This is a genomic window from Trichocoleus sp. ST-U1 (assembly GCF_039961835.1).
Taxonomy (GTDB): domain Bacteria; phylum Cyanobacteriota; class Cyanobacteriia; order Cyanobacteriales; family FACHB-T130; genus FACHB-T130.
Window position 1 is genome coordinate 23414 of record NZ_JAMPJZ010000019.1, and the last position, 19930, is coordinate 43343.

Annotated in this window: 18 protein-coding genes and 2 pseudogenes; 9 read left to right on the forward strand and 11 right to left on the reverse strand. The window is 50.4% G+C overall.

Annotation, left to right across the window (positions count from 1 at the left end; all coding sequences use genetic code 11):
• Positions 1-117 precede the first annotated feature (117 nt).
• Positions 118-2718 carry a DUF3769 domain-containing protein gene (locus NDA06_RS09665; protein WP_348251712.1) on the forward strand — a complete coding sequence of 867 codons (2601 nt, stop codon included), beginning with the start codon at positions 118-120 and terminating at the stop codon, positions 2716-2718.
• Positions 2719-2827: 109 nt separating this feature from the next.
• Here NDA06_RS09665 and NDA06_RS09670 read toward each other — a convergent pair whose 3' ends face one another.
• From NDA06_RS09670 to NDA06_RS09680, 3 genes are read right to left on the reverse strand one after another with little or no spacing between them, the layout of a single operon-like run.
• The gene (locus NDA06_RS09670) at positions 2828-3280 is read right to left on the reverse strand and encodes a ferredoxin (RefSeq protein ID WP_190986275.1); all 453 of its coding nucleotides are present in this window, start codon (positions 3278-3280) and stop codon (positions 2828-2830) included.
• Positions 3280-3666, reverse strand: a complete 387-nt coding sequence (locus tag NDA06_RS09675) for a DUF1257 domain-containing protein (RefSeq protein WP_190413833.1) — start codon at positions 3664-3666, stop codon at positions 3280-3282. The genes NDA06_RS09670 and NDA06_RS09675 overlap by 1 nt, the downstream gene beginning before the upstream one ends.
• A 47-nt stretch (positions 3667-3713) precedes the next feature.
• Positions 3714-3923: a DUF2997 domain-containing protein gene (locus NDA06_RS09680; RefSeq protein WP_190413832.1), complete on the reverse strand. Its 210-nt coding sequence runs from the start codon at positions 3921-3923 to the stop codon at positions 3714-3716.
• A gap of 365 nt (positions 3924-4288) precedes the next feature.
• Between NDA06_RS09680 and NDA06_RS09685 the strand changes: the two genes are divergently transcribed.
• Positions 4289-5311, forward strand: coding sequence for a saccharopine dehydrogenase-like oxidoreductase (locus NDA06_RS09685; RefSeq protein WP_190526940.1), 1023 nt, complete (start codon positions 4289-4291; stop codon positions 5309-5311).
• Positions 5312-5370: 59 nt separating this feature from the next.
• Here NDA06_RS09685 and NDA06_RS09690 read toward each other — a convergent pair whose 3' ends face one another.
• The 4 genes from NDA06_RS09690 to NDA06_RS09705 form a co-directional block, all read right to left on the reverse strand.
• Positions 5371-5958, reverse strand: coding sequence for a hypothetical protein (locus NDA06_RS09690; protein WP_190986274.1), 588 nt, complete (start codon positions 5956-5958; stop codon positions 5371-5373).
• 126 nt (positions 5959-6084) lie between these two features.
• The gene (locus NDA06_RS09695) at positions 6085-7311 is read right to left on the reverse strand and encodes a type II secretion system F family protein (protein ID WP_190526935.1); all 1227 of its coding nucleotides are present in this window, start codon (positions 7309-7311) and stop codon (positions 6085-6087) included.
• Between the two features lie 187 nt (positions 7312-7498).
• Complete coding sequence (locus NDA06_RS09700; protein WP_190413828.1) at positions 7499-8605, reverse strand: type IV pilus twitching motility protein PilT; 1107 nt, start codon at positions 8603-8605, stop codon at positions 7499-7501.
• Positions 8606-8713: 108 nt separating this feature from the next.
• Positions 8714-10705 (reverse strand): GspE/PulE family protein, encoded by a 1992-nt coding sequence (locus tag NDA06_RS09705; RefSeq protein ID WP_190413827.1) that lies wholly within the window; start codon positions 10703-10705, stop codon positions 8714-8716.
• 693 nt (positions 10706-11398) lie between these two features.
• Between NDA06_RS09705 and NDA06_RS09710 the strand changes: the two genes are divergently transcribed.
• From NDA06_RS09710 to NDA06_RS09740, 7 genes are all read left to right on the forward strand, one after another.
• The gene (locus NDA06_RS09710; protein WP_348251714.1) at positions 11399-11548 is read left to right on the forward strand and encodes a hypothetical protein; all 150 of its coding nucleotides are present in this window, start codon (positions 11399-11401) and stop codon (positions 11546-11548) included.
• Positions 11545-12324: a nucleotide exchange factor GrpE gene (gene grpE / locus NDA06_RS09715; protein WP_190532658.1), complete on the forward strand. Its 780-nt coding sequence runs from the start codon at positions 11545-11547 to the stop codon at positions 12322-12324. Before NDA06_RS09710 ends, grpE begins: the two co-directional genes overlap by 4 nt.
• A gap of 145 nt (positions 12325-12469) precedes the next feature.
• Positions 12470-14428: a molecular chaperone DnaK gene (dnaK, locus tag NDA06_RS09720; protein ID WP_190526931.1), complete on the forward strand. Its 1959-nt coding sequence runs from the start codon at positions 12470-12472 to the stop codon at positions 14426-14428.
• 101 nt (positions 14429-14529) lie between these two features.
• Positions 14530-15654, forward strand: coding sequence for a molecular chaperone DnaJ (gene dnaJ, locus NDA06_RS09725; protein WP_190526929.1), 1125 nt, complete (start codon positions 14530-14532; stop codon positions 15652-15654).
• Positions 15654-15929, forward strand: a complete 276-nt coding sequence (locus tag NDA06_RS09730) for a sulfurtransferase TusA family protein (protein ID WP_190413870.1) — start codon at positions 15654-15656, stop codon at positions 15927-15929. Before dnaJ ends, NDA06_RS09730 begins: the two co-directional genes overlap by 1 nt.
• Positions 15926-17098, forward strand: coding sequence for a small ribosomal subunit biogenesis GTPase RsgA (gene rsgA, locus NDA06_RS09735; RefSeq protein WP_190986273.1), 1173 nt, complete (start codon positions 15926-15928; stop codon positions 17096-17098). Before NDA06_RS09730 ends, rsgA begins: the two co-directional genes overlap by 4 nt.
• Before the next feature lie 17 nt (positions 17099-17115).
• Positions 17116-17433: a type II toxin-antitoxin system prevent-host-death family antitoxin gene (locus tag NDA06_RS09740; protein WP_190427795.1), complete on the forward strand. Its 318-nt coding sequence runs from the start codon at positions 17116-17118 to the stop codon at positions 17431-17433.
• Between the two features lie 107 nt (positions 17434-17540).
• Here the strand turns inward: NDA06_RS09740 and NDA06_RS09745 are convergent.
• The 4 genes and pseudogenes from NDA06_RS09745 to NDA06_RS09760 form a co-directional block, all read right to left on the reverse strand.
• Positions 17541-17924, reverse strand: a pseudogene (locus tag NDA06_RS09745) (alpha/beta hydrolase); the annotation flags it as partial.
• Between the two features lie 161 nt (positions 17925-18085).
• Positions 18086-19147 carry an NAD(P)-dependent alcohol dehydrogenase gene (locus tag NDA06_RS09750; RefSeq protein WP_190413822.1) on the reverse strand — a complete coding sequence of 354 codons (1062 nt, stop codon included), beginning with the start codon at positions 19145-19147 and terminating at the stop codon, positions 18086-18088.
• Between the two features lie 33 nt (positions 19148-19180).
• Positions 19181-19321: a hypothetical protein gene (locus tag NDA06_RS09755; RefSeq protein WP_190986280.1), complete on the reverse strand. Its 141-nt coding sequence runs from the start codon at positions 19319-19321 to the stop codon at positions 19181-19183.
• 50 nt (positions 19322-19371) lie between these two features.
• A pseudogene (locus NDA06_RS09760) lies at positions 19372-19917 on the reverse strand (SDR family oxidoreductase); the annotation flags it as partial.
• Between the last annotated feature and the right edge of the window lie 13 nt (positions 19918-19930).

The following is a 19930-nucleotide window of genomic DNA, read 5'->3' on the forward strand; positions in this document are numbered from 1 at the left end:
GCGATCGCTTTATGCCTCAGGCCGATGTCGGGGCAGCAGTCCACTGCGAGGCACCCTACTCAGAGTGCAGTTGAGGATAGGCATTGGTGCTGTCCGCTCAACTCCTGTTGCTAGAAGATGCCCCAACCAGTTCCGCCGCCCCCACCGCCTGCGATTATCAACACGTTGCCGCCAGAGGATGTCACTTCTCTAGCTGTCTCCGCTCAAACAATTGCATCGGATTCCCAGCGAACCCTGCAACCTGAGACCCTTGCTGCCCCGACGCAGCCGGAAACGTTTGCGCCGGAGTCTTCTTCCTCGCTCTCTGTAATTTCTATCCCCACCAGAAAAGCTGCCCCCCTTGGTGCCCCAATTTCAGTGGGTCATCCAATCGTCCGGAATCGGAGTGGTAGGGAAGAAGCATCTGTGCAGACAGACCAGAATGATGATGACCCTGCATTATCAGCACAACGGCTTCGCCCTTACGCATACCCAGACCAGGATGTTCCGAACGTTGCTGAATTTGATGCTTCGTCGGTAGAAAATCAAGAGTCAGAACCTAGGGAAGAGAACGCTGAAAGTCAGGCTGCGATCGCAAAAGAACGCACAGAAACTCCTCCTGTGTTGCAAAAGCAGCTGCCGAGTGTCGATCAACAGCCTCCAGAACCCTCAGAATCTCCGGAATCTCCGGAATCTCCGGAATCTTTGCCGAGTGAAACTCCGATAGAGTCTACTCCTCCAGCGCCCGTGTCGGAAGGTGAGCCTTGGCCTGAAGAGGAATTGGCACCTGCACCGGCATCAGCGCCCGCACCGGCACCTCCGACTTCAGAAAATCAACCAGCACCCGCTCCCGCCCCCGGTACGACGCCACCTACGACTTCTGGCGGTACGGGAGGCGTCGTGGAATTAACTTCTGACCAGCAAGAATACGATGTAGATCGACAAGTCGTTACAGCAGAAGGCGATGTTGTCTTGCGCTACCAGGGTGCGGTAGTAGATGCGGATCGGCTACAGGTAAACTTGCCAAATCGCGTTGTAGTGGGCGACGGGAATGTCGCCATGACGCGAGGAGAACAAGTGCTGCGGGGCGATCGCGTTGAGTATTATTTTGCCCAGGATAGCGGTTTCCTCTTAAATGCCAGTGGCGAGATTTACCAGCCTTCAGCAGGGGCAGATTTTTCGAGTCCTTTACCCAATGATGTCAGTGCTGCGGCTGCGTCAGTGCGACCGTTAAGCGATCGCATTACCGCCAACCAACCCGTCTCGAATATCACCAGTCCCGGCGGCTACGGACTGGTCTTTGGGGCTAGCCAGAACATCCAAAACCAGCAGCCGTTTCAGGAAGGGGGCGCAATTAACCGGCTGCGCTTTCAAGCCGACCGGGTGGATTTCGACTCTGAAGGAGCTTTTGCTACCAATGTTCGCCTAACCAACGATCCCTTTTCGCCACCAGAACTTGAGGTACGGGCAGATACAGCCAGATTTAGGCGGATTTCGCCCCTGGTAGATGAAATTACCACCACCCGCTCCCGCGTCGTTTTTGACCAGGGTTTTTCGATCCCAATTTTTCAAGATCGCAGAGTGATTGACCGGAGCGAAACCGAACCGGGTCTCGTCACGTTCGGGTATGATGCTGAAGACCGAGGTGGTGTGTTTGCGGAACGAACCTTTCAACTGATTTCTACCAACCGCGTGCGATTGCGCGTCACCCCGCAATATTTTCTTCAAAAAGCGGTTTCTGAGGGGAGCTTCCTCGATCCCTCCGTGTTTGGTCTCAGGACTAGACTAGATGCCACCCTCAGTCCCACCACAACCTTGAGAGGGTCGGCTGTTTTCACCAGTCTAGATCCCGAAGAGATCGCAGACGACCAGCTAAGAGCGAGCCTGCGGCTGCGCCAGATTATCGGCACCCGTCTACCCCATACCTTAAATTTAGAATATAGCTACCGCGATCGCCTGTTCAACGGCTCCCTCGGCTATCAAACGGTCCAGAGTAGTTTAGGCGCAGTTCTGACTTCTCCGGTCATTCCCTTAGGGAATACTGGCATCAACCTCACTTATCAAGCGGGTGCCCAGTTCATCAACGCAGATACAGACCGTTTAGACTTGCTCGAACCAGGGCAAACCAACAATCGCGTCAGTCTCAGTCGCTATCAAGCCAGTGCCTCCCTCAACCGCAACTTTTTACTTTGGCGGGGTAAAGGGTTGCCTGCCACCCCCACCGAAGGACTGCGCTACACACCCGTGCCAGTTGTTCCCTATGTACTATTAACGACGGGCGTCACCGGCGTTTATAGTGGTTACAGTAGTGGGGATAGCCAGGAATCCCTGAGCGGGAGCATTGGGGTGCAAGGACAATTCGGTCATTTCTCCCGACCTTTTTTAGATTACACCGGGTTTAACGTTACCTACTCTCAAGTTGCTCGTGGTGGTATATCACCTTTCTTATTTGACCGCCTCGTGGATACCAACGTCCTTTCCGCGGGCATTACCCAACAGATTTATGGCCCGTTTCGCCTGGGTTTTCAAACCTCGGTCAATTTAAATACTAAGGAGAACATCAGCACCGACTACTTTCTGGAATACAGCCGCCGCACCTACAACATTGTCCTGCGTTACAACCCTGTTTTGCAGCTGGGTTCCATCAGTTTTCGGCTGAATGACTTTAACTGGTTGGGTACTCCGGAACCGTTCCCTGGCTCTGGTGTGCGTCCAGTCGTGCAAGGGGTTTCTCGTTAGAAACTGAGTGCAATGCTTTAAATAAAACCCCCAACAGATGCCTGCTATTGGGGGTTTTATTTATTTAGCCCGTACAGACGGGCATTTTTTATACCAGCGAACCTTTAGTCTATGGGTTTCGGTTGCTTTTTTTAACCTTCTTTTGCCGCTGCTTCACAGCCGTAATCGCATGGTCAGCAGGGAATCCGATCAATGGAATCACTTGATATTGCCGCTCTTGTTCAAGCTTTTTCAATTCCGTGTAATCGACCCAGTGGATACAATCGACCGGACAGGTGTCAATTGCTTCTTGAATGACTTCTTCCGAGTCTCCATCCTGCCGAACTACACGCGATCGCCCATAATCTGGCTCAATATAAAAAGTATTGCGAGCAACATGGGCACAGTGCTTGCAGCCAATACAGGTTATTTCATCAACATAGACGCCTTTTTGCCGCAGGGTGCCACCCAACTCCGGCTCCAAACCCGAACGTTCCGGTGCATCCCGCCAAATACCACCTAACTCTGGCTCCAAGCCAGAACGTTCGGGAGTTGGCTGTTCAGGAGTTGGGTAATCAGACATTAGGCACTCCAGCGCTGCACTACTAGGCGGATTGAACCATCTTCATTCTGTTTTTGCTCGGCAACTTGGAAGCCCTGCATTGCAGATTCTTTGACAACCGTGTGGTAAGCATAACGCTGAGTCACTCGGTTGAGAAACCGCTCTACAGAACCCGTTTGCTGCCAATACTGTAGGTCAGCAACAAGTTCGTATTCCTGACCGTTCCAACGAAAACCAATGTCATAACCATTTTTTTGCTCAATGGCAACATCAGCCGTAAGGGTTTGACCGCGATAGCCGCGCACTGTTTGCGGGCCAGATTTCCAATCTATTCCTAAGTCGGTCAAAGCGGCTTCTAACGAGACAAGATTGCGGATTTGAGTTTTGATGTTGCTAAAGTGTGACATGACGATTTTTTCAAATAAATTAAGTTGGACTCAAAAAAAAACTTACCTTACCACTCGCTATAAGTTGCCCCGGCTGTCGCCGTCGCACTCTGATGAATCACTGAGGCAAAAAATTCAGAAGTCGGTTCCTGAGTTAGTACCAGACCCAATTGGGCTTCAATAGCGGCAGTCACTTCGGCACAGGATTTCCCAGTAATTCCGGTGACTTTCTCCTGCACCCGACCATCCGGATAAATGATAAACTCTAGCGTTTCCATGCTCATTGGTTAGGGATTGCTCAAGTTAGGCGGCGGCACAAACCATACTGATGATGCTGCCGGATAAGACATCTTTCTTAGAACTGACTCGCTGGGATATTAATAAATTAATGTTGCTCAAATGTTGAGCAATTGAGTCACAACGAGTTAAAACGTAACAAAACTTAATTAATTAGGCGAGTCTTACTTTGATTATTTGTCAGTGTCGCTTAACTTTACATCTGCGTCAAGATAGAGAAATTATCCGAAATTGAGCAAAAAAGCCAACAGACTTCTTGAGCGATCGCTCAAGCTCTCAAAAGTGAACGAACCGGCGCGTCCAGGAGCCTGGATAATTAAAGTTTGTTCAATTGCAAGAAGACGCTATGAGTGCAGAGCAAGTCACAGGTTCAATCAACTCCCCAACCCCCATTCGAGTGGGCGTCTTGGGCTTTGGTGGACTGGGGCAGGCTGCCGCCAGAGTGCTTGCGCCAAAACGCGAGATGATCTGGGTTGCAGCTGCTGACCAGAAAGGCTATACCTACGCCGCCCAAGGGTTAGATCCAGATGCCAGCATTGGGATTTACCAAACAAGGGGTTCTCTTGGCTATTTAGAGCCGACAGGCACCCTCAGCAGCCAGAGCATCCAGGACTTAATCGAACGAGCTAAGCCGGTAGATGGATATTTCCTAGCACTGCCCAATCTGCCCAACACCTTTATGGCGTCCGTCGCGCGGCAATTTATTCAATCTGGCTGGCGGGGGGTTCTGGTAGACGCCATGAAGCGTACCAGCGCTGTCGAGCAGCTACTGGATCTGCAAGAGGAACTTCTTGCAGCAGGAATTACTTATCTGACTGGCTGTGGGGCGACGCCTGGATTGTTGACAGCGGCAGCGGCTCTTGCCGCCCAAAGTTATGCCGAAATCCATAGCGTCAAGATTACGTTTGGAGTAGGGATTGCAAATTGGGAAGCCTACCGAGCGACGATTCGGGAAGATATTGCCCATCTACCCGGATACGATGTGGAGCGCGCCAGAGCCATGAGTGATGCCGAAGTGGAAGCATTGCTGGATCAAACCAACGGCATCCTGGCTCTGGAGAATATGGAACACGCTGATGATGTGATGCTAGAGCTAGCTGGAATTTGTCCGCGCGATCGCGTTACGGTCGGCGGCGTCGTCGATACCCGCAATCCCAAAAAACCGCTCAGCACGAATGTCCAAGTGACAGGTCGCACCTTTGAAGGCAAGATTTCTACCCATACCTTTACCCTTGGCGATGAAACCAGTATGGCAGCCAATGTCTGCGGCCCTGCCTTCGGCTATCTCAAAGCCGGAGTCGCACTCCATCGTCGAGGCATCTACGGTTTGTTGACCGCCGCCGAAGTCATGCCGCAGTTTGTCAAGTAGTTAACAGGTTGAAAATGGGTACGTTAGCAGGTTGATTACACTTCAACCTGCTTCAACCGTCAAACGTTGGGACTTTCAGGCAAAAAAGATTCCTGTGCCTGTTCCTCAACATCCAACATTGGGGTCTGGATGACAAAGGGGAGACAGGCTCCCATTAAGCCTCGCTTAATTCGTTCTGGCGTCTCTGGAAATACAACAAACAAAGGATATAGCTTGTCAGCGCCCTCGCTGAAAATGTGTTGATGGCGAGGCGGCATCAACCACTCATATTCTTTGTCCAGCCACACCTGCGTCTGCCGCCATCGACTCAAAAAGTCGGAAAAGTCTTCTTGGGGACGGTGAATAAAGACAAAAATCTCCACCCCCATTTTGATTTTCCATTCGGGGTCACACATTAAAATTGCCACATCACAGGGCAAGCGAATCGCTTCTCCTCTAGATGTGACAACGCCATGGCTTTCTGCTCTAGAGGAGGCATGGCGAATTCGCACCACCGGAAAAGGAATGGCGATCGCGCTCTCCTCAGACCGGCGCATACTAGGAATCATCTCCAGATAAGGTCGGTGCTGCTTGAGCAATGCGATCGCTCCAGACAGGTTACTGTACTCCGCCAAGCTAGCTTCGTAATAGGATTGCTTAACAAACATATTTTGATTTTAAATTTTCAATCTTAGATTGGAGATTAGGTCATCGTTAAGTACCATAAGCCCTCCATCCCAAATCTCATTCCCAGATAAATCTGGGAATGAGAAAAATCCAAAACCTGAAATTGATTAGCCTAGTTTGTCAAACACAGCAAACATGGGGAGATACATCGAAAGCAAAATCACCGCGACCATCCCCGCTAACACCACCATCATAATGGGTTCGAGAACGCTGGTGAGTGCTTTCACCGCTTGCTCAACCTCATCTTCATAGAAATCTGCCACTTTCATCATCATGGCATCTAACTGACCTGTCTCTTCCCCAATACTAATCATCTGAATTGCCAGGATTGGGAAAACCTGCTCTTTTTGCAAAGCTAAGCTCATCATCCCACCCTGTTGAATGTCTAGCTTGGCTGCTTCCACCGCGTTAGCAATTACCTGGTTACCCGCCGTATCTCTCACAATATCCATGCAAGTGAGAATAGGCACTCCAGAACGAGTCAAGGTTCCAAAAATGCGGCAAAAGCGAGCAACACATGATTTCTCATTCAAGTCGCCCAATAGCGGCATTTTCAAGAAAAAGCGATCCATCGTCACACGACCAACTGGCGTCTTGTAATACTGTCTGTAAACAAAAGAGGCAACGATGACAGTAATGATAGGGATGATGATCCTCCAACTTCTGAGGATTTCGCTAATCCACAGCATGAACAGTGTTAGAGCCGGTAATTCTGTCCCCAAATCTTTGAAAATGCCAGCAAAGATTGGGATCAAAAACACGGTCATACAAATAAAGACAATGATTGCCAAGATTCCCACTGCCACGGGGTATGCCATTGCCCCTTTGACTTGGTTTTGCAGGCGTGCCATATCCTCTAGGACTTTGGCTAATCGGTTGAGTACCTCATCGAGGACACCGCCGACCTCTCCTGCTTGCACCATACTGACGTATAGATTATCGAAACACTCCGGATGTTTACGCATCGCATCCGAGAGATTCACACCTTGTTGAACCTCTGAGCTAATTTCCACCAGCGCTTTTTTAAGCTTAGGATTGCTACATTGTTCCGAAAGTACGCCCAAACATCTAACAATCGCCACACCCGCGTTGACCATCGCGGCAAATTGACGAGAAAAGACGGCTTTATCCTTGACCGTAACCTTCGCTAAAGAAGTTTGAAACTCTTTTAGGTTTAATTTGCTCAGGTCAAAGGTTTGAGTTTCTTTGATATTTGCAACAGAAACCCATTTTTCGCGCAGGGCGTCGCGGGCACTCCCCAGGGAGTCGGCAACAATTTTGTCTTTCTTTGCGGCTCCTTTAGAGTCTCGAACATCAGCAATATAGGTAGGCATACCTCACCTCTAAGTGAAAGAAGAATGGCTTTTAAAAGGAAAATTTTTGTAATGGGAAGGTGTCTTCCGGGGAGGTTTTTGACAATTTCTGCTGAGGGCTGCCAGGTAGTCCAGACCGAAACATATTCGGTCTGGACTACCTGGCATCATACAAGCTTAGTGCAATAGGTTTTACACCGCCTCGAACCTACCGAGCGCCAGCTTTTGCCCCTGTCGCTGGCGATGTCCCCAGGATACGCTGTAATTCTTCAGGTTTAGATGATTTGCCCATCGCCGCCTCAAAGGAGATGGCACCAGCTTTGACATAGCCAGCTAGAGCCTGTTCCATCGTCTGCATTCCCAATTTTGCTCCAGTCTGGATAGCAGAGTAAATTTGAGCAGATTTTCCTTCTCGAATCAAGTTAGCGATCGCTGGTGTTACCAGCATGATTTCCTGCGCCATTACCCGACCATATTCACCGGGTTTCGGATTATGTTTGGGCACTAAGCATTGGCTGAAGACTGCCAATAACGAACCAGACAACTGAGCGCGGATTTGGGGCTGTTGCTCTGGAGGAAATACGTCCAAGATCCGGTCGATAGTACCTGCTGCTGAGCTGGTGTGCAGGGTGCCGAACACCAAGTGACCTGTTTCAGCCGCTGATACCGCCAGACCAATGGTTTCTAGGTCGCGCATTTCCCCTACCAGGATAATATCCGGGTCTTCCCGGAGCGCGGCTCTCAGCGCATTCGCAAAGCTCTTAGTATCTTCGCCTTTTTGACGCTGGTGAAACAAGCTCTTGATGTTCGGGTAAACATATTCAATCGGGTCTTCCACCGTTAGGATGTGTTCTGCTCGCGTCCGGTTGATCAAGTCGAGCATCGCAGCCAGGGTGGTGGTTTTCCCAGAACCCGTTTGCCCCGTCACCAACACCATTCCTCTCGGTCTGTGAGTCAATTCCCGCACGACGTCTGGGAGACCCAACTGATCGAAGTTCGGAATTTTAGAAGACAACGCTCTTAAGCACGCCGCATAGTAGCCCCGCTCTTTGTACACATTGACGCGGAAGCGAGCCAATCCCTTAACCCCATAAGAGCAGTCAAGTTCCCAGTTTTGCTCTAATTCCTTACGCTGCGTGTTGTTCAGCATACTGAAGATGAGTTTCTGACACTCCTGGGGAGGAAGCGGTTCGTCCCCAATGGGGTTGAGTTTCCCACTAATGCGAAAGTAAACCGGCGCTCCTGCCTGGATGTGCATATCTGAGCCGCCCATTTCAATGAGTTGCTCCATCAAGTCTTCAATCATTAATTCCATGAGGCTGTCTCCTGGGGTGATTCTTGATTTCTCAGTTGCTAATTTTTCCTTGACTAAGGGCGTAGCTTGGGTGATTGCCATTCGCCATTAGCGATTGACGATTGAAATTTATTCGGAAAAGCGAGGCGTCATGCAATAAGGACAATCTAGCCACTCTGGCTTTAACTCAGCAGTGCAAGTGACACATTCTAGACCGCTCTTCCGCTTGGCTTTGAGTTCTGCCTCTAGACCAGAATCTGTAAATGTCACCCGTTCTACTTCTTCCAGAGTGGTATAACCTTGGCGTACCAGGTCTAAGCTGTATGCCAGCAATGTCTTCATCCCTTCTTCCACGGCTGCTTCTTTAATGCGCTCGGTGGGGGCACCTTGGCTGATTAAATTTTGCAAGCGTTCGGTTACGCGCATGACTTCATAAACACCCACACGTCCCTTATAGCCAATGCCATTACATTTTTGGCACAGAGCATTTCTGCTTTTGGCTTCCTTCGCTTCATCGGGTTGTAAAGTATTGGCTTTGTAGAAGGTAATATCCCCGTCCCCAGAAGCCGATAAACCAAATCGACCGAGTTCTTGTGAAGTGGGTGAATAGGAAAGGCGACACTCGCTACAAACACGCCGCATCAAGCGTTGCGCCAAAACGCCAATCAGCGAACCCGATACCATGAATGGCTCGATACCCATTTCGTCTAAGCGGGCGATCGCACCGGCGGCATCGTTGGTGTGCAGGGTTGTCAGCACCAAGTGTCCGGTTAGTGCTGCTTCAATTGCGGTTTTCGCCGTTTCTTTGTCCCGCGTTTCACCCACCAGAATTACATCCGGATCTTGGCGCATGAAGGCTCGTAAGATCGAGGAAAAATCCATTCCTTTCTCTCGAATTACCTGTACCTGAGTAATCCCAGGCAAGGCATACTCAATCGGGTCTTCTGCCGTACTGATATTAATTCCCGGATCGTTCCGTTCTGCCAGAACCGAGTACAAGGTGGTAGATTTACCAGACCCAGTTGGCCCGGTTACTAAAATCAAGCCGAAGGGACGGCTTGCCATTTCTCTGACAATTTCTAGCGATTCCGAATCGGAAATTAACTTATCCAAACCTAGCTGGGTGGAAGAGTTATCGAGAATTCGCAAGACCACCTTTTCGCCGTAGCGGCTGGGTAAGGTATTCACCCGAAAGTCAACCTTACGCCCTTCAAACACCCGCCGGATACGACCATCCTGGGGCATCCGTCGCTCGGCAATGTCTAGCTCAGCCATGATTTTGAAGCGAGCTGTGACGGCTGGGATGATTTTTTTCGGGAACGGCTCGAAGGCTTGTTGTAGCACCCCATCTTTCCGGAAGCGAATGCGTAAGAATTCTTCTTGGGGTTCAATATGAATGTCTGAAACCTGCTCTTGCAGACCCTTGAGGAGGATTCTGTTAACCAAGTTGATGACGGGAGCGCCCTGTGCATCCTCTACATTCAGGTCATCTTCAATTTCAGGAGGTGCATCGCCTAAGTCGTTCAAATTATCCAGAACGTCTGAGACATCCACAGACTTTTGGATTCGCGCTACTTCCTCTTTCCTGGTTTGCTCATCCTTGTATTGGTTAATTAGATTCAAACAGTCTTCCAGAGTGATCACCATTCGCTGCAAGGCGATGCCCTGGGGTCGTAAGATGCGGTTGAGATCGTCCTGAGCCGCTAAATTATCTGGATCGACCATTGCCACCAGTACCGAGGGGGGCTGGGTGTCATTTTTCGTTAAAGGTACCAGTTTATAGCGACTACAGATATCGATCGGAATCAGGGTTTCAATCAAAGACCCAATCTGAGAAGTGGGAATTTGGCTGATTTCCGGATCTAGAGATTCAACTCCGTAAAGAATTTTGAGTTCAAAAAGCTGTTGTTTTTTATACTGACGTAGCAAATCTGGGGGAAGCGATCGCCCAGTAATCGTTTCAAGAACCTCGGTTAAGGGTCTACCAGACTTGCGGCTTTCTACCATAGCCTGCCGCATTTGGTCGGTGTCAACATAGCCTGCCTGAATCAGCTGGTTGCCGAAGGGCGAAAACTCATTGCGGACAGCAAGGGCGCGATTTCGTGGTGAGGATTGAGTCATAGATCCGTGAGAATACCTCTTTACAAATTGTTCCCAAAACCATGAAGCAAAATTGCTATCGTCAGCCAAAAACTAAATTTTTACGGTTTAGATAACCGACTTGGGCTTGCGCCCCCGCAGTACCACCAGACCGTTTCATCATTTATGTTGAGCCGTTGTGGCGATTTTAAAGGCAAAATTGACGCGATAAGCCAATTTGCTCCTCACTAGCCGCAAGCAGTAATATCCGTACAACGATGCTGTAAGTTTTAAGATTGAAGACCTGCCGGAGCCTTAGAAGACTCGGACACGACTTGGTTAATGACAAGGAGCGTGTAAGGCTGAACGTGGTAGGGAACATTCACGATAATAGCCTTAACCAAGTCTTAGGCGTAGGATTGTCTTAATTTATTTTGCGATTCATACATCGTCTACTGTCTAGATTCTGATGTCTGGCACGCCCACTCGCTCAATGGCTATCCTGAAATTCGTGAAGATGACGTTACAATCGGAAAGTAGGCAATTGCTTCTATAAAGAAATTTCTGTGCAAATGCCAGCAGATGGCATAGCTTGGCACAATGTAGGGTTAAGGTAGGGTTGGCGTGTTGATACGGTTTTCCCACCCAAGCCTTGTCAGAAAGTCAAGCCAAAAGCTTTAAAGAGTATTGGCAGGATGCCTGGGCACACTATGATTCTAGAAAGGGGAAAGTTTTGTGGCAATGCGCCTCTTCTCTCCATCCCTAACTCAGGGAGTGGTGAGACACCAACCTGATACAGAACGGGAGGTGGTAGTGGCGACATCGACAGGACTACCCATTAAAATGAGCGCGAGCAGTCTCTTAGCTGGGATGATAGCCCAATGAACGAGGAAGAAAATCAGCAAGACAATACTTCACCTCCAATGGTTGATAACCAGGCGGTGGCACAGGAAATGGGGAATGAACCATTATCTGAAACGGGAACCTTGAATGGAGAACCATTAGGGGAGGCGTCAGTGTATGGCACAAGCCAAACATCTGATGTGGTATCAGATGCCAGTGCAACCTCCGGAGCCAGCGGAGACGAAAGTAACGCAGAAGCAGCCAGCAACACAGCGGCTGTAGAAGCATTGACGCGGGAAGTGGAGGCTTTAAAAGCGCAAGTGGAAGAGCGCACGCAACAGTGTGACTCTTTCAAAACTCAGTACATGAGGATAGCCGCAGATTTTGAAAATTTCCGCAAGCGGACTCTCAAAGAGAAGGAAGACTCGGAGGTGCAGATCAAGTGCACAACCATTACTGAGTTACTGCCCGTAGTGGATAATTTTGAGCGGGCGCGATCGCAGATCAAGCCGCAAACTGATGGAGAATGGAGCATTCACAAAAGCTACCAGAGTGTCTACAAACAGCTGGCAGACGCTCTCAAGCGCATCGGAGTATCTCCCATGCGTCCGGAGGGTCAAGATTTCGATCCCAATCTCCACGAAGCCGTGATGCGGGAACCAACGAATGAATATCCAGAAGGAGCCGTGATCGAACAGCTGGTGCGCGGCTATTTCTTGGGCGATCGCGTCTTGCGCCACGCCCTAGTCAAAGTTGCTGCTGGTATGGAGCCCGTGGTAACCTCAGAGGAAGGTCATCCGCTTTCTGGCGAAAGTTAATGGAGTTTGATGCACTGCATCGACGGTTGAAGGCGTCAGAAATTACAATCAAATTGATGGAAATCTGGTGCCGGGTCCGAACCATTTCGGACAAGCAATTCGACGGCTACTTAACAAATCCTGTAAACCTTTACTACAGCTAGCTATGGGAAAAGTCATTGGCATCGACTTGGGCACGACCAATAGTTGCGTGGCTGTTTTAGAGGGGGGTCAACCCATCGTCATCTCTAACACAGAAGGAGGGAGAACGACCCCAAGTATCGTGGGATTTGGCAAGGGCGGCGATCGCCTAGTGGGTCAGCTAGCAAAACGGCAAGCTGTCACCAATGCCGAAAATACGGTATACAGCATTAAACGCTTTATCGGTCGCCGCTGGGATGACACCGAAGTAGAGCGATCGCGCGTGCCCTACACCTGTATCAAAGGTCGCGATGATACCGTCGATGTCCAAATTCGGGGACGCAACTACACCCCCCAAGAAATCTCAGCGATGATCCTGCAAAAGCTAAAGCAGGATGCAGAAAACTTTCTTGGCGAACAGGTAGACCAGGCAGTCATCACCGTACCTGCCTACTTCACAGACGCCCAAAGGCAGGCGACAAAAGATGCCGGTACCATTGCCGGACTGGAAGTTTTACGGATCATCAACGAACCCACGGCAGCTGCTCTTGCCTACGGCTTGGATAAACAAGATGAAGAGCAGTGCATTCTGGTGTTTGACTTAGGGGGCGGTACCTTCGACGTTTCCGTACTCCAATTGGGTGACGGCGTTTTTGAAGTCAAAGCTACCTCTGGAAACAACCATCTAGGCGGAGATGACTTTGACAACAGCATTGTCCGCTGGATGATCGAAAACTTCAAACAGCAAGATTCCATCGACCTGGGAACCGACAAAATGGCTCTCCAGCGGTTGCGAGAGGCAGCAGAGAAAGCCAAAATCGAACTTTCCAGCATGGGCAGCACCTCTATCAATTTGCCATTCATCACCGCCGATGAAACCGGGCCAAAACATTTAGAGATGGAACTTTCCCGCGCCCAGTTTGAAGAACTCGTCAACCATTTGGTGGAAGGTACCATTGAGCCTGTAGCTCAGGCGATCAAAGACAGCGGTTTGACAGCCAATGAGATTGACCGGATCATCCTGGTGGGAGGTTCAACTCGAATTCCTGCCGTTCAAGATGCGATTAAGAAGTTTTTTGGCGGCAAAGCACCCGATCGGTCGATCAACCCGGATGAAGCAGTGGCGCTGGGAGCAGCGATCCAAGGAGGCGTCTTAAGCGGTGAAGTCGAGGATCTGCTGCTATTGGATGTTGCCCCCCTAAGCTTGGGCATTGAAACCTTGGGAGAAGTGTTTACAAAAATTATTGAGCGCAACACCACAATTCCCACGACGAAATCCCAAGTTTTTTCCACCGCCACCGACGGACAAACAAGCGTAGAAATTCACGTCTTACAGGGTGAGCGGGCGATGGCGAAAGATAACAAAAGTCTTGGCAAATTCCTCCTAGCAGGAATTCCCCCCGCTCCCAGAGGCATCCCTCAAATTGAAGTGTCCTTTGAAATTGGCGTTGATGGAATTCTCAAAGTATTGGCTCAAGACAAAGGCACTGGGAGAGAGCAGAGTATCCGGATTAGCAATACCGGCGGCTTGAGTGCCAGCGAAGTCGAACGGATGCGGCACGAAGCTGAAACCTATGCCGAAGAAGACCAGCGTCGGATGCAAGTAGTGGAGCTGAAAAATCAGGCTGATAGCCTGTTCTACAGCTATGAATCGACGTTAAATGATAACGGGGATCTGGTTGCAGAGGATATCAAAACGCAGGCAAATAAGAAGGCTACAGCGGTGCGAGCGGCGCTGGCTAACCCCTCAATTAGTGTTGAGGAGATCAAACAACAGATCGACGATTTTCAGCAGACACTGTTTGCGATTGGTGCTGCCGTGTACCAGCAAGCCAGCGGACGCGAGACACCGGATGATTACGAAAGTTTGGAAAGTGGTATATCCCCAGAGTTTCGTGAAGCGCCTGACTCCACACCCGATGACGATGACTTTAGATTTGATGACGATAATACCGTTCAGGCTGACTACGAGCCAGTTGACTAAATCAAATAAAAATAAAAAAGGAAAAATGAAAAATTGAAGGATATCTAAAGTTTTCATTTTTCCGTTCTCCTAACCCTTAACCCCTAAAGAAGCAGCGTTCTATGGCCCGCGACTACTATGAAATTCTCGGGGTCTCCCGTGACTCAGACAAAGAGGAAATTAAGCGTGCCTATCGCCGTCTGGCCCGAAAATATCACCCGGATGTCAATAAAGAGCCAGGGGCGGAAGAACGCTTTAAAGAAATTAATCGAGCATACGAAGTCCTTTCGGAACCAGAAACCCGGACTCGCTACGATCGCTATGGAGAAGCCGGGGTGGCTTCTGGTGTCGGAGCTGGCCCAGACTTAGGCGATATTGGTAACTTTGCCGATATTTTTGAAAGCTTCTTCAGTGGGTTTGGGGGTGCCGGGGGTCAAACGGCTGCTCGCAGACGTAGCGGTCCCGTTCGCGGTGACGACCTGCGGTTAGATTTAAAGCTGGAATTTCGGGAAGCCGTCTTTGGGGGCGAAAAAGAAATCCGGATTCCCCATCTAGAAACCTGTGCTACCTGTAGCGGTGCAGGTGCCAAGCCAGGAACGCGACCGCGAGCCTGTCCAACTTGCAGTGGTTCCGGTCAAGTGCGTCGTGCGACACGGACTCCCTTTGGTAGCTTTACCCAAGTCTCTGTCTGTCCCACCTGTAACGGTGAAGGGCAGGTAATTGAGGACAAGTGTGAAACTTGCGGAGGAGTCGGTCGCAAACAGGAAACGAAAAAGCTTAAAATTACTATCCCTCCAGGGGTAGATAATGGAACCCGGCTGCGCGTTTCTAAAGAAGGAGACGCTGGACTGCGCGGTGGCCCTCCGGGAGATTTGTATGTCTATTTGTTTGTTGAGGAAGACGCAGAGTTTCATCGGGATGGGATTAACGTCCTGTCAGAGATTAAGATTAGCTACTTGCAGGCGATCTTAGGATGCCGTCTGGAAGTGAATACAGTAGATGGGCCGGTAGAGTTAACAATTCCGGCGGGAACGCAACCGAATACGGTGCTGACGCTAGAAAATCATGGCGTACCCAAACTAGGGAACCCAGTCAGCCGGGGAGATCACCTGATTAATGTAGGAATTGATATTCCCAATCGAATTACGGCTGAAGAACGCGAACTGCTAGAGAAGCTGGCTAAAATCAAAGGCGATCGCACTGGGAAAGGCGGTTTAGAAGGATTTTTAGGAGGGTTGTTCAAGTGATCGACAATCCAGCGACTGCAACGGATGTGCCGGACGCTCAGCTGGACTTGCGGGGGACGCCTTGCCCAATTAACTTCGTTCGCACTAAACTCCGCCTGGAACAAATGGCACCCGGTACCTTATTAGAAGTGTGGCTAGATCCGGGTGAGCCAATTGAGCAGGTTCCTGATAGTTTAGCGATGGCGGGCTACACAATTGAAGAGACGCGATTCATTGCGTCTGAAGACCGCACAGGCTTTTTTGCCCTGAGGGTGCGGCGTCCAGCTTCCCTATGAGTTCTGTACCACCTCCGTCGCTACCGCCGACAGGAGAGGAGAGGGAGGAGAAATTTCCAGATCCGGTTGATCGGTTCGAAGAATCTTCGCCGTTAATTGGGACGGTGGTGGCTGTGCAGGCGAATTTCTATCAAGTGCGACTAGACCTCAGTAGTCCGGAGTTAGAATCTGACACCCCGCCGATAACTCCCTTTCTCCTGTGTACTCGTCGGGCAAGGCTGAAAAAAATAGGTCAGAAGGTGATGGTAGGCGATCGCGTTCTGATTGAGGAAGCTGACTGGGCAGGTGGACGGGGAGCGATCGCCGAAGTTTTCCCCCGCACAAGCGAACTAGATCGTCCTCCAGTGGCAAATGCTCAGCAAATTCTTCTCGTTTTTGCCCTAGAAGAACCTACGTTGGATGCCTATCAATTGAGTCGTTTTCTGGTAAAAGGAGAGTCTACTGGCTTAGAAGTCTGCCTTTGCTTAAATAAAAGCGATTTAGTGACAACTGACCAACTCAACCAATGGCGCGATCGCTTGCAAGGATGGGGCTACCAACCGATATTTATCAGCGTCCACACAGGTCGAGGTCTAGAAGAATTCCAGCATCAACTAAATCATAAAATTACTATTTTTGCGGGTCTTTCTGGCGTCGGGAAATCGAGCATCGTAAACTATCTTATTCCCAGCGTCAATCTGCGCGTCGGAGAAGTTTCCGGCAAACTCAGCCGAGGGCGTCATACGACGCGACACGTTGAATTGTTTGAATTACCGACAGGCGGATTCATTGCAGATACCCCTGGATTCAACCAACCAGACTTGGATGCGACTCCGGAAGAGTTAGTGCATTATTTCCCAGAAGCACGCCAGCGCTTAGCGGTTGCCCGATGTCAATTTAGTGATTGCCTGCATCGGGATGAGCCGAATTGTGCGGTGCGAGGGGATTGGGAACGTTACGAGCATTATCTAGATTTTCTGAAAGATGCGATCGCTCTTTCTACTCATCTGAACCAACAAGCCGATCCCGACGCCACCCTGAAAATGAAAACGAAGGGTAAAGGGCACAGTCAATACGAACCCCGGTTGGAAGCAAAAAAATACCGTCGTCCTTCCCGGCGGACTCAACAGCAGGCACTTGACCAAGTGTATCAAGACACGGATTTTTCAGAAAAGATGGAAGATGAATAAAAAAGAGGGTTAGATTTATGCAGCAAATCGATCTCGCTGCGGCATCTCAACCTCTGCCCAAATTAATTGAGGTGGCACTTCGTGGTGAAGAAATCACGATCTCGAAAGACAACCATCCTGTTGTCAAATTAGTGCCAGTGTCGCCCCTGAAGCGTCGTCCTCAGTTTGGGAGTGTACAAATTCTCCATCGACGGACATCGCATGTCCAATTACAAACGAAGTCGCATCCGAATCAAGCCAAAGAACCGCTTCGGCGATTTCGTCAGGCTTACTCGTTGTCACGTCGCTCTACGGAGTTGAGCTTCCACGGAAGGTGGTCGCAAACTGGCGCTTGATCTCGGATAAGGATAGTTCCTCGAACTTAGCCGCGCAGGCTATACCCCACGTTGTTGACGACGACGTCAATGTGACTAAATACTCGTCACGCCCGGACTCGACGACCGCTCTCGCCCCAGAAAGACAAATCGAGGGACAAGGTGACGAATCCCTGCTCAGCCAGCTTTTGGGCATACAGATTTGCGCTCTGTTCTTTGACTGCGCCCATTGGGTGCCCGGCAATGATTGCCGGATTCCTGGCGTTCTGATTCAAGGCTTTGGGGATGAAGAGAGTCCCAGCAACCTGCATGTTGTATTGGTTTTTGAATGTAACCTTCTGCACCGTCACCTTGTCGCTCCTATAGAAGTTGTCCGCCCCCTCGACCACAGGGGACTGCTGCGCGAGTGCTTGGGGGCTATTACGCCAGACGTGTGTTTTGTCGAGTGCAAATGCCGCCGGTGCGCCGATTGCACTCATCAAGAGGGTTGGTATTAGAACGCGGTGTTTCATTGATTTGTTCGTAGGTGTGGGTTTATCTAGCGGGTTAGCTTCGGTTCGACGCGCCTGCCTTCAGCGGGGCTATGTCGATGACGAAGCGATAGCGCGCGTCCTTGTTCACCAAGCGCTCGTAAGCACGTTTGCATTGGTACTCCTGCGAAGTTTCACCTCGGTTATTCAGATTTCAGAGAAGCCATATCAATTACAAAGCGATATTTCACATCGGACTTGAGCAGTCGCTCGTAGGCTTCGTTGACCTTCTGGATGGGGATGACTTCAACATCGGCGGTGATATTGTGTTCACCGCAAAAGTCGAGCATCTCTTGGGTTTCGGCGATGCCGCCGATCATAGAGCCAGAAAGACTGCGGCGACTCATAATCAGACTAAATGCCGCGACATCTAGAGGCTTTTCAGGCGCACCAACCAGGGTGATGTTACCATCGAGGTCCAGCAGGTTGAGATAAGCATTAATGTCGTGCTTGGCAGCGACGGTATCGAGGATAAAATCGAAGCTACCAGCGTGCTTTTGCATCTCGTCAGCATTGCGGGAAACAACAACTTCATCGGCACCCAGGCGGAGCGCGTCTTCTTTCTTGTCGGGGGACGTGGTAAAGACAACAACGTGCGCTCCCATTGCATGAGCAAGCTTCACGCCCATGTGCCCCAATCCGCCCAGACCGACCACACCTACTTTCTTACCCTCTGTAACTCCCCAATGACGGAGTGGCGAATACGTGGTAATGCCTGCACACAGGAGCGGTGCAACTCCAGCTAGATCGAGGTTTGGGGGAACGCGCAGCACGAAGCGTTGATCGACAACAATGCTATTGGAATAGCCACCATAGGTAACTGGAGCGGTCTTGTGCTTGTCTGGGGAGTTGTAGGTGAAGATCGCATTTTGGCAAAACTGCTCAAAGCCAGCCTTGCAATTGGGACAGTGACCATCCGAATCGACCATGCAGCCAACTCCTACTAGATCGCCCGACTTGAACTTGGTCACTGCTGAACCGACTTGAGTGACCCGTCCGACGATTTCATGACCGGGAACGATCGGGTAGGTTGTGGACATGAAATCGCTCCACTCGTCCCGCACTGAATGGAGGTCGGAGTGGCAGATGCCACAGAAGAGAATTTCAATCTGAACGTCGTGCTCAGTAGGATCGCGCCGTGCGATCGTGTCGGAGGCCAGCGGTGATGTTGCACTGACTGCGGAGTAAGCTTTGGCGTTGTACATAAATTGATGCTCCAATCTGGAAGATAAGCTGGTTTACTTGTACTCGGTCTTGAATCTGTCCTGGTATTGTTCGTCGCTGACCTTTTCCATCCAGTCTAAGGGCTTGGCGTCGAGTACCTCCTGAGTAGCGATATGAGTCATCGCCGTTGGCGGTGAAGGAGACGATGGCGACAATGCTTTATTGTCGTGCGTTTAGGGTTCGATCGGGTTGGCGCTGCACATCACTACACCGTTTGACCGCCATCAATGACCAGGGCGTGCCCGACGGCGAAAGAGGACGCATCCGAACACAGCCAGACGACGGCATTGGCGATCTCTTCGGGCTGACCCATCCTGCCAATTGGTTCCTGCGAGATCACTCGTTCTCGTCCTTCGGAAGTGCCGCCGCTGAAGCGATCCATCATCGGGGTGTCGATGATTCCGGGGCATACAGCATTGATGCGAATGTTCTGCGCGGCGTAGTCGAGAGCCGCTGCCTTGGTTAGTCCGACCACGCCGTGCTTTGCAGCCACGTAAGCAGCTTGACCTTTGAAGCCTTTGACTCCAGCACCTGAAGAGGTATTCACGATCGCGCCGCTTCCTTGCTTAAGCATCAGCGGGATTTCGTGCTTTAGGCACAGGAACACGCCGCGCAGGTTGATGTTGACGATGCGGTTCCACTCCTCCTCTGTAAGGTCGGCTGTCGCCGCTATCTTCTGTTCCACGCCAGCGTTGTTGAAGGCAAAGTCCAGCCGCCCGAAAGTCTCGATAACCTGAGTTCGGGATAAGGAGGGGACAAGCGAG

Excerpts from the sequence above, each read along its gene's own strand:
- NDA06_RS09680 (WP_190413832.1), bottom strand. The coding sequence starts at position 3,923 with ATGGAAACGCTAGAGTTTATCATTTATCCGGATGGTCGGGTGCAGGAG.
- NDA06_RS09685 (WP_190526940.1), top strand. The coding sequence starts at position 4,289 with ATGAGTGCAGAGCAAGTCACAGGTTCAATCAACTCCCCAACCCCCATT.
- NDA06_RS09665 (WP_348251712.1), top strand. The coding sequence starts at position 118 with ATGCCCCAACCAGTTCCGCCGCCCCCACCGCCTGCGATTATCAACACG.
- NDA06_RS09670 (WP_190986275.1), bottom strand. The coding sequence starts at position 3,280 with ATGTCTGATTACCCAACTCCTGAACAGCCAACTCCCGAACGTTCTGGC.
- dnaJ (WP_190526929.1), top strand. The coding sequence starts at position 14,530 with ATGGCCCGCGACTACTATGAAATTCTCGGGGTCTCCCGTGACTCAGAC.
- NDA06_RS09740 (WP_190427795.1), top strand. The coding sequence starts at position 17,116 with ATGCAGCAAATCGATCTCGCTGCGGCATCTCAACCTCTGCCCAAATTA.
- NDA06_RS09690 (WP_190986274.1), bottom strand. The coding sequence starts at position 5,958 with ATGTTTGTTAAGCAATCCTATTACGAAGCTAGCTTGGCGGAGTACAGT.
- grpE (WP_190532658.1), top strand. The coding sequence starts at position 11,545 with ATGAACGAGGAAGAAAATCAGCAAGACAATACTTCACCTCCAATGGTT.
- rsgA (WP_190986273.1), top strand. The coding sequence starts at position 15,926 with ATGAGTTCTGTACCACCTCCGTCGCTACCGCCGACAGGAGAGGAGAGG.
- NDA06_RS09695 (WP_190526935.1), bottom strand. The coding sequence starts at position 7,311 with ATGCCTACCTATATTGCTGATGTTCGAGACTCTAAAGGAGCCGCAAAG.
- NDA06_RS09700 (WP_190413828.1), bottom strand. The coding sequence starts at position 8,605 with ATGGAATTAATGATTGAAGACTTGATGGAGCAACTCATTGAAATGGGC.
- NDA06_RS09675 (WP_190413833.1), bottom strand. The coding sequence starts at position 3,666 with ATGTCACACTTTAGCAACATCAAAACTCAAATCCGCAATCTTGTCTCG.
- NDA06_RS09705 (WP_190413827.1), bottom strand. The coding sequence starts at position 10,705 with ATGACTCAATCCTCACCACGAAATCGCGCCCTTGCTGTCCGCAATGAG.
- NDA06_RS09750 (WP_190413822.1), bottom strand. The coding sequence starts at position 19,147 with ATGTACAACGCCAAAGCTTACTCCGCAGTCAGTGCAACATCACCGCTG.
- dnaK (WP_190526931.1), top strand. The coding sequence starts at position 12,470 with ATGGGAAAAGTCATTGGCATCGACTTGGGCACGACCAATAGTTGCGTG.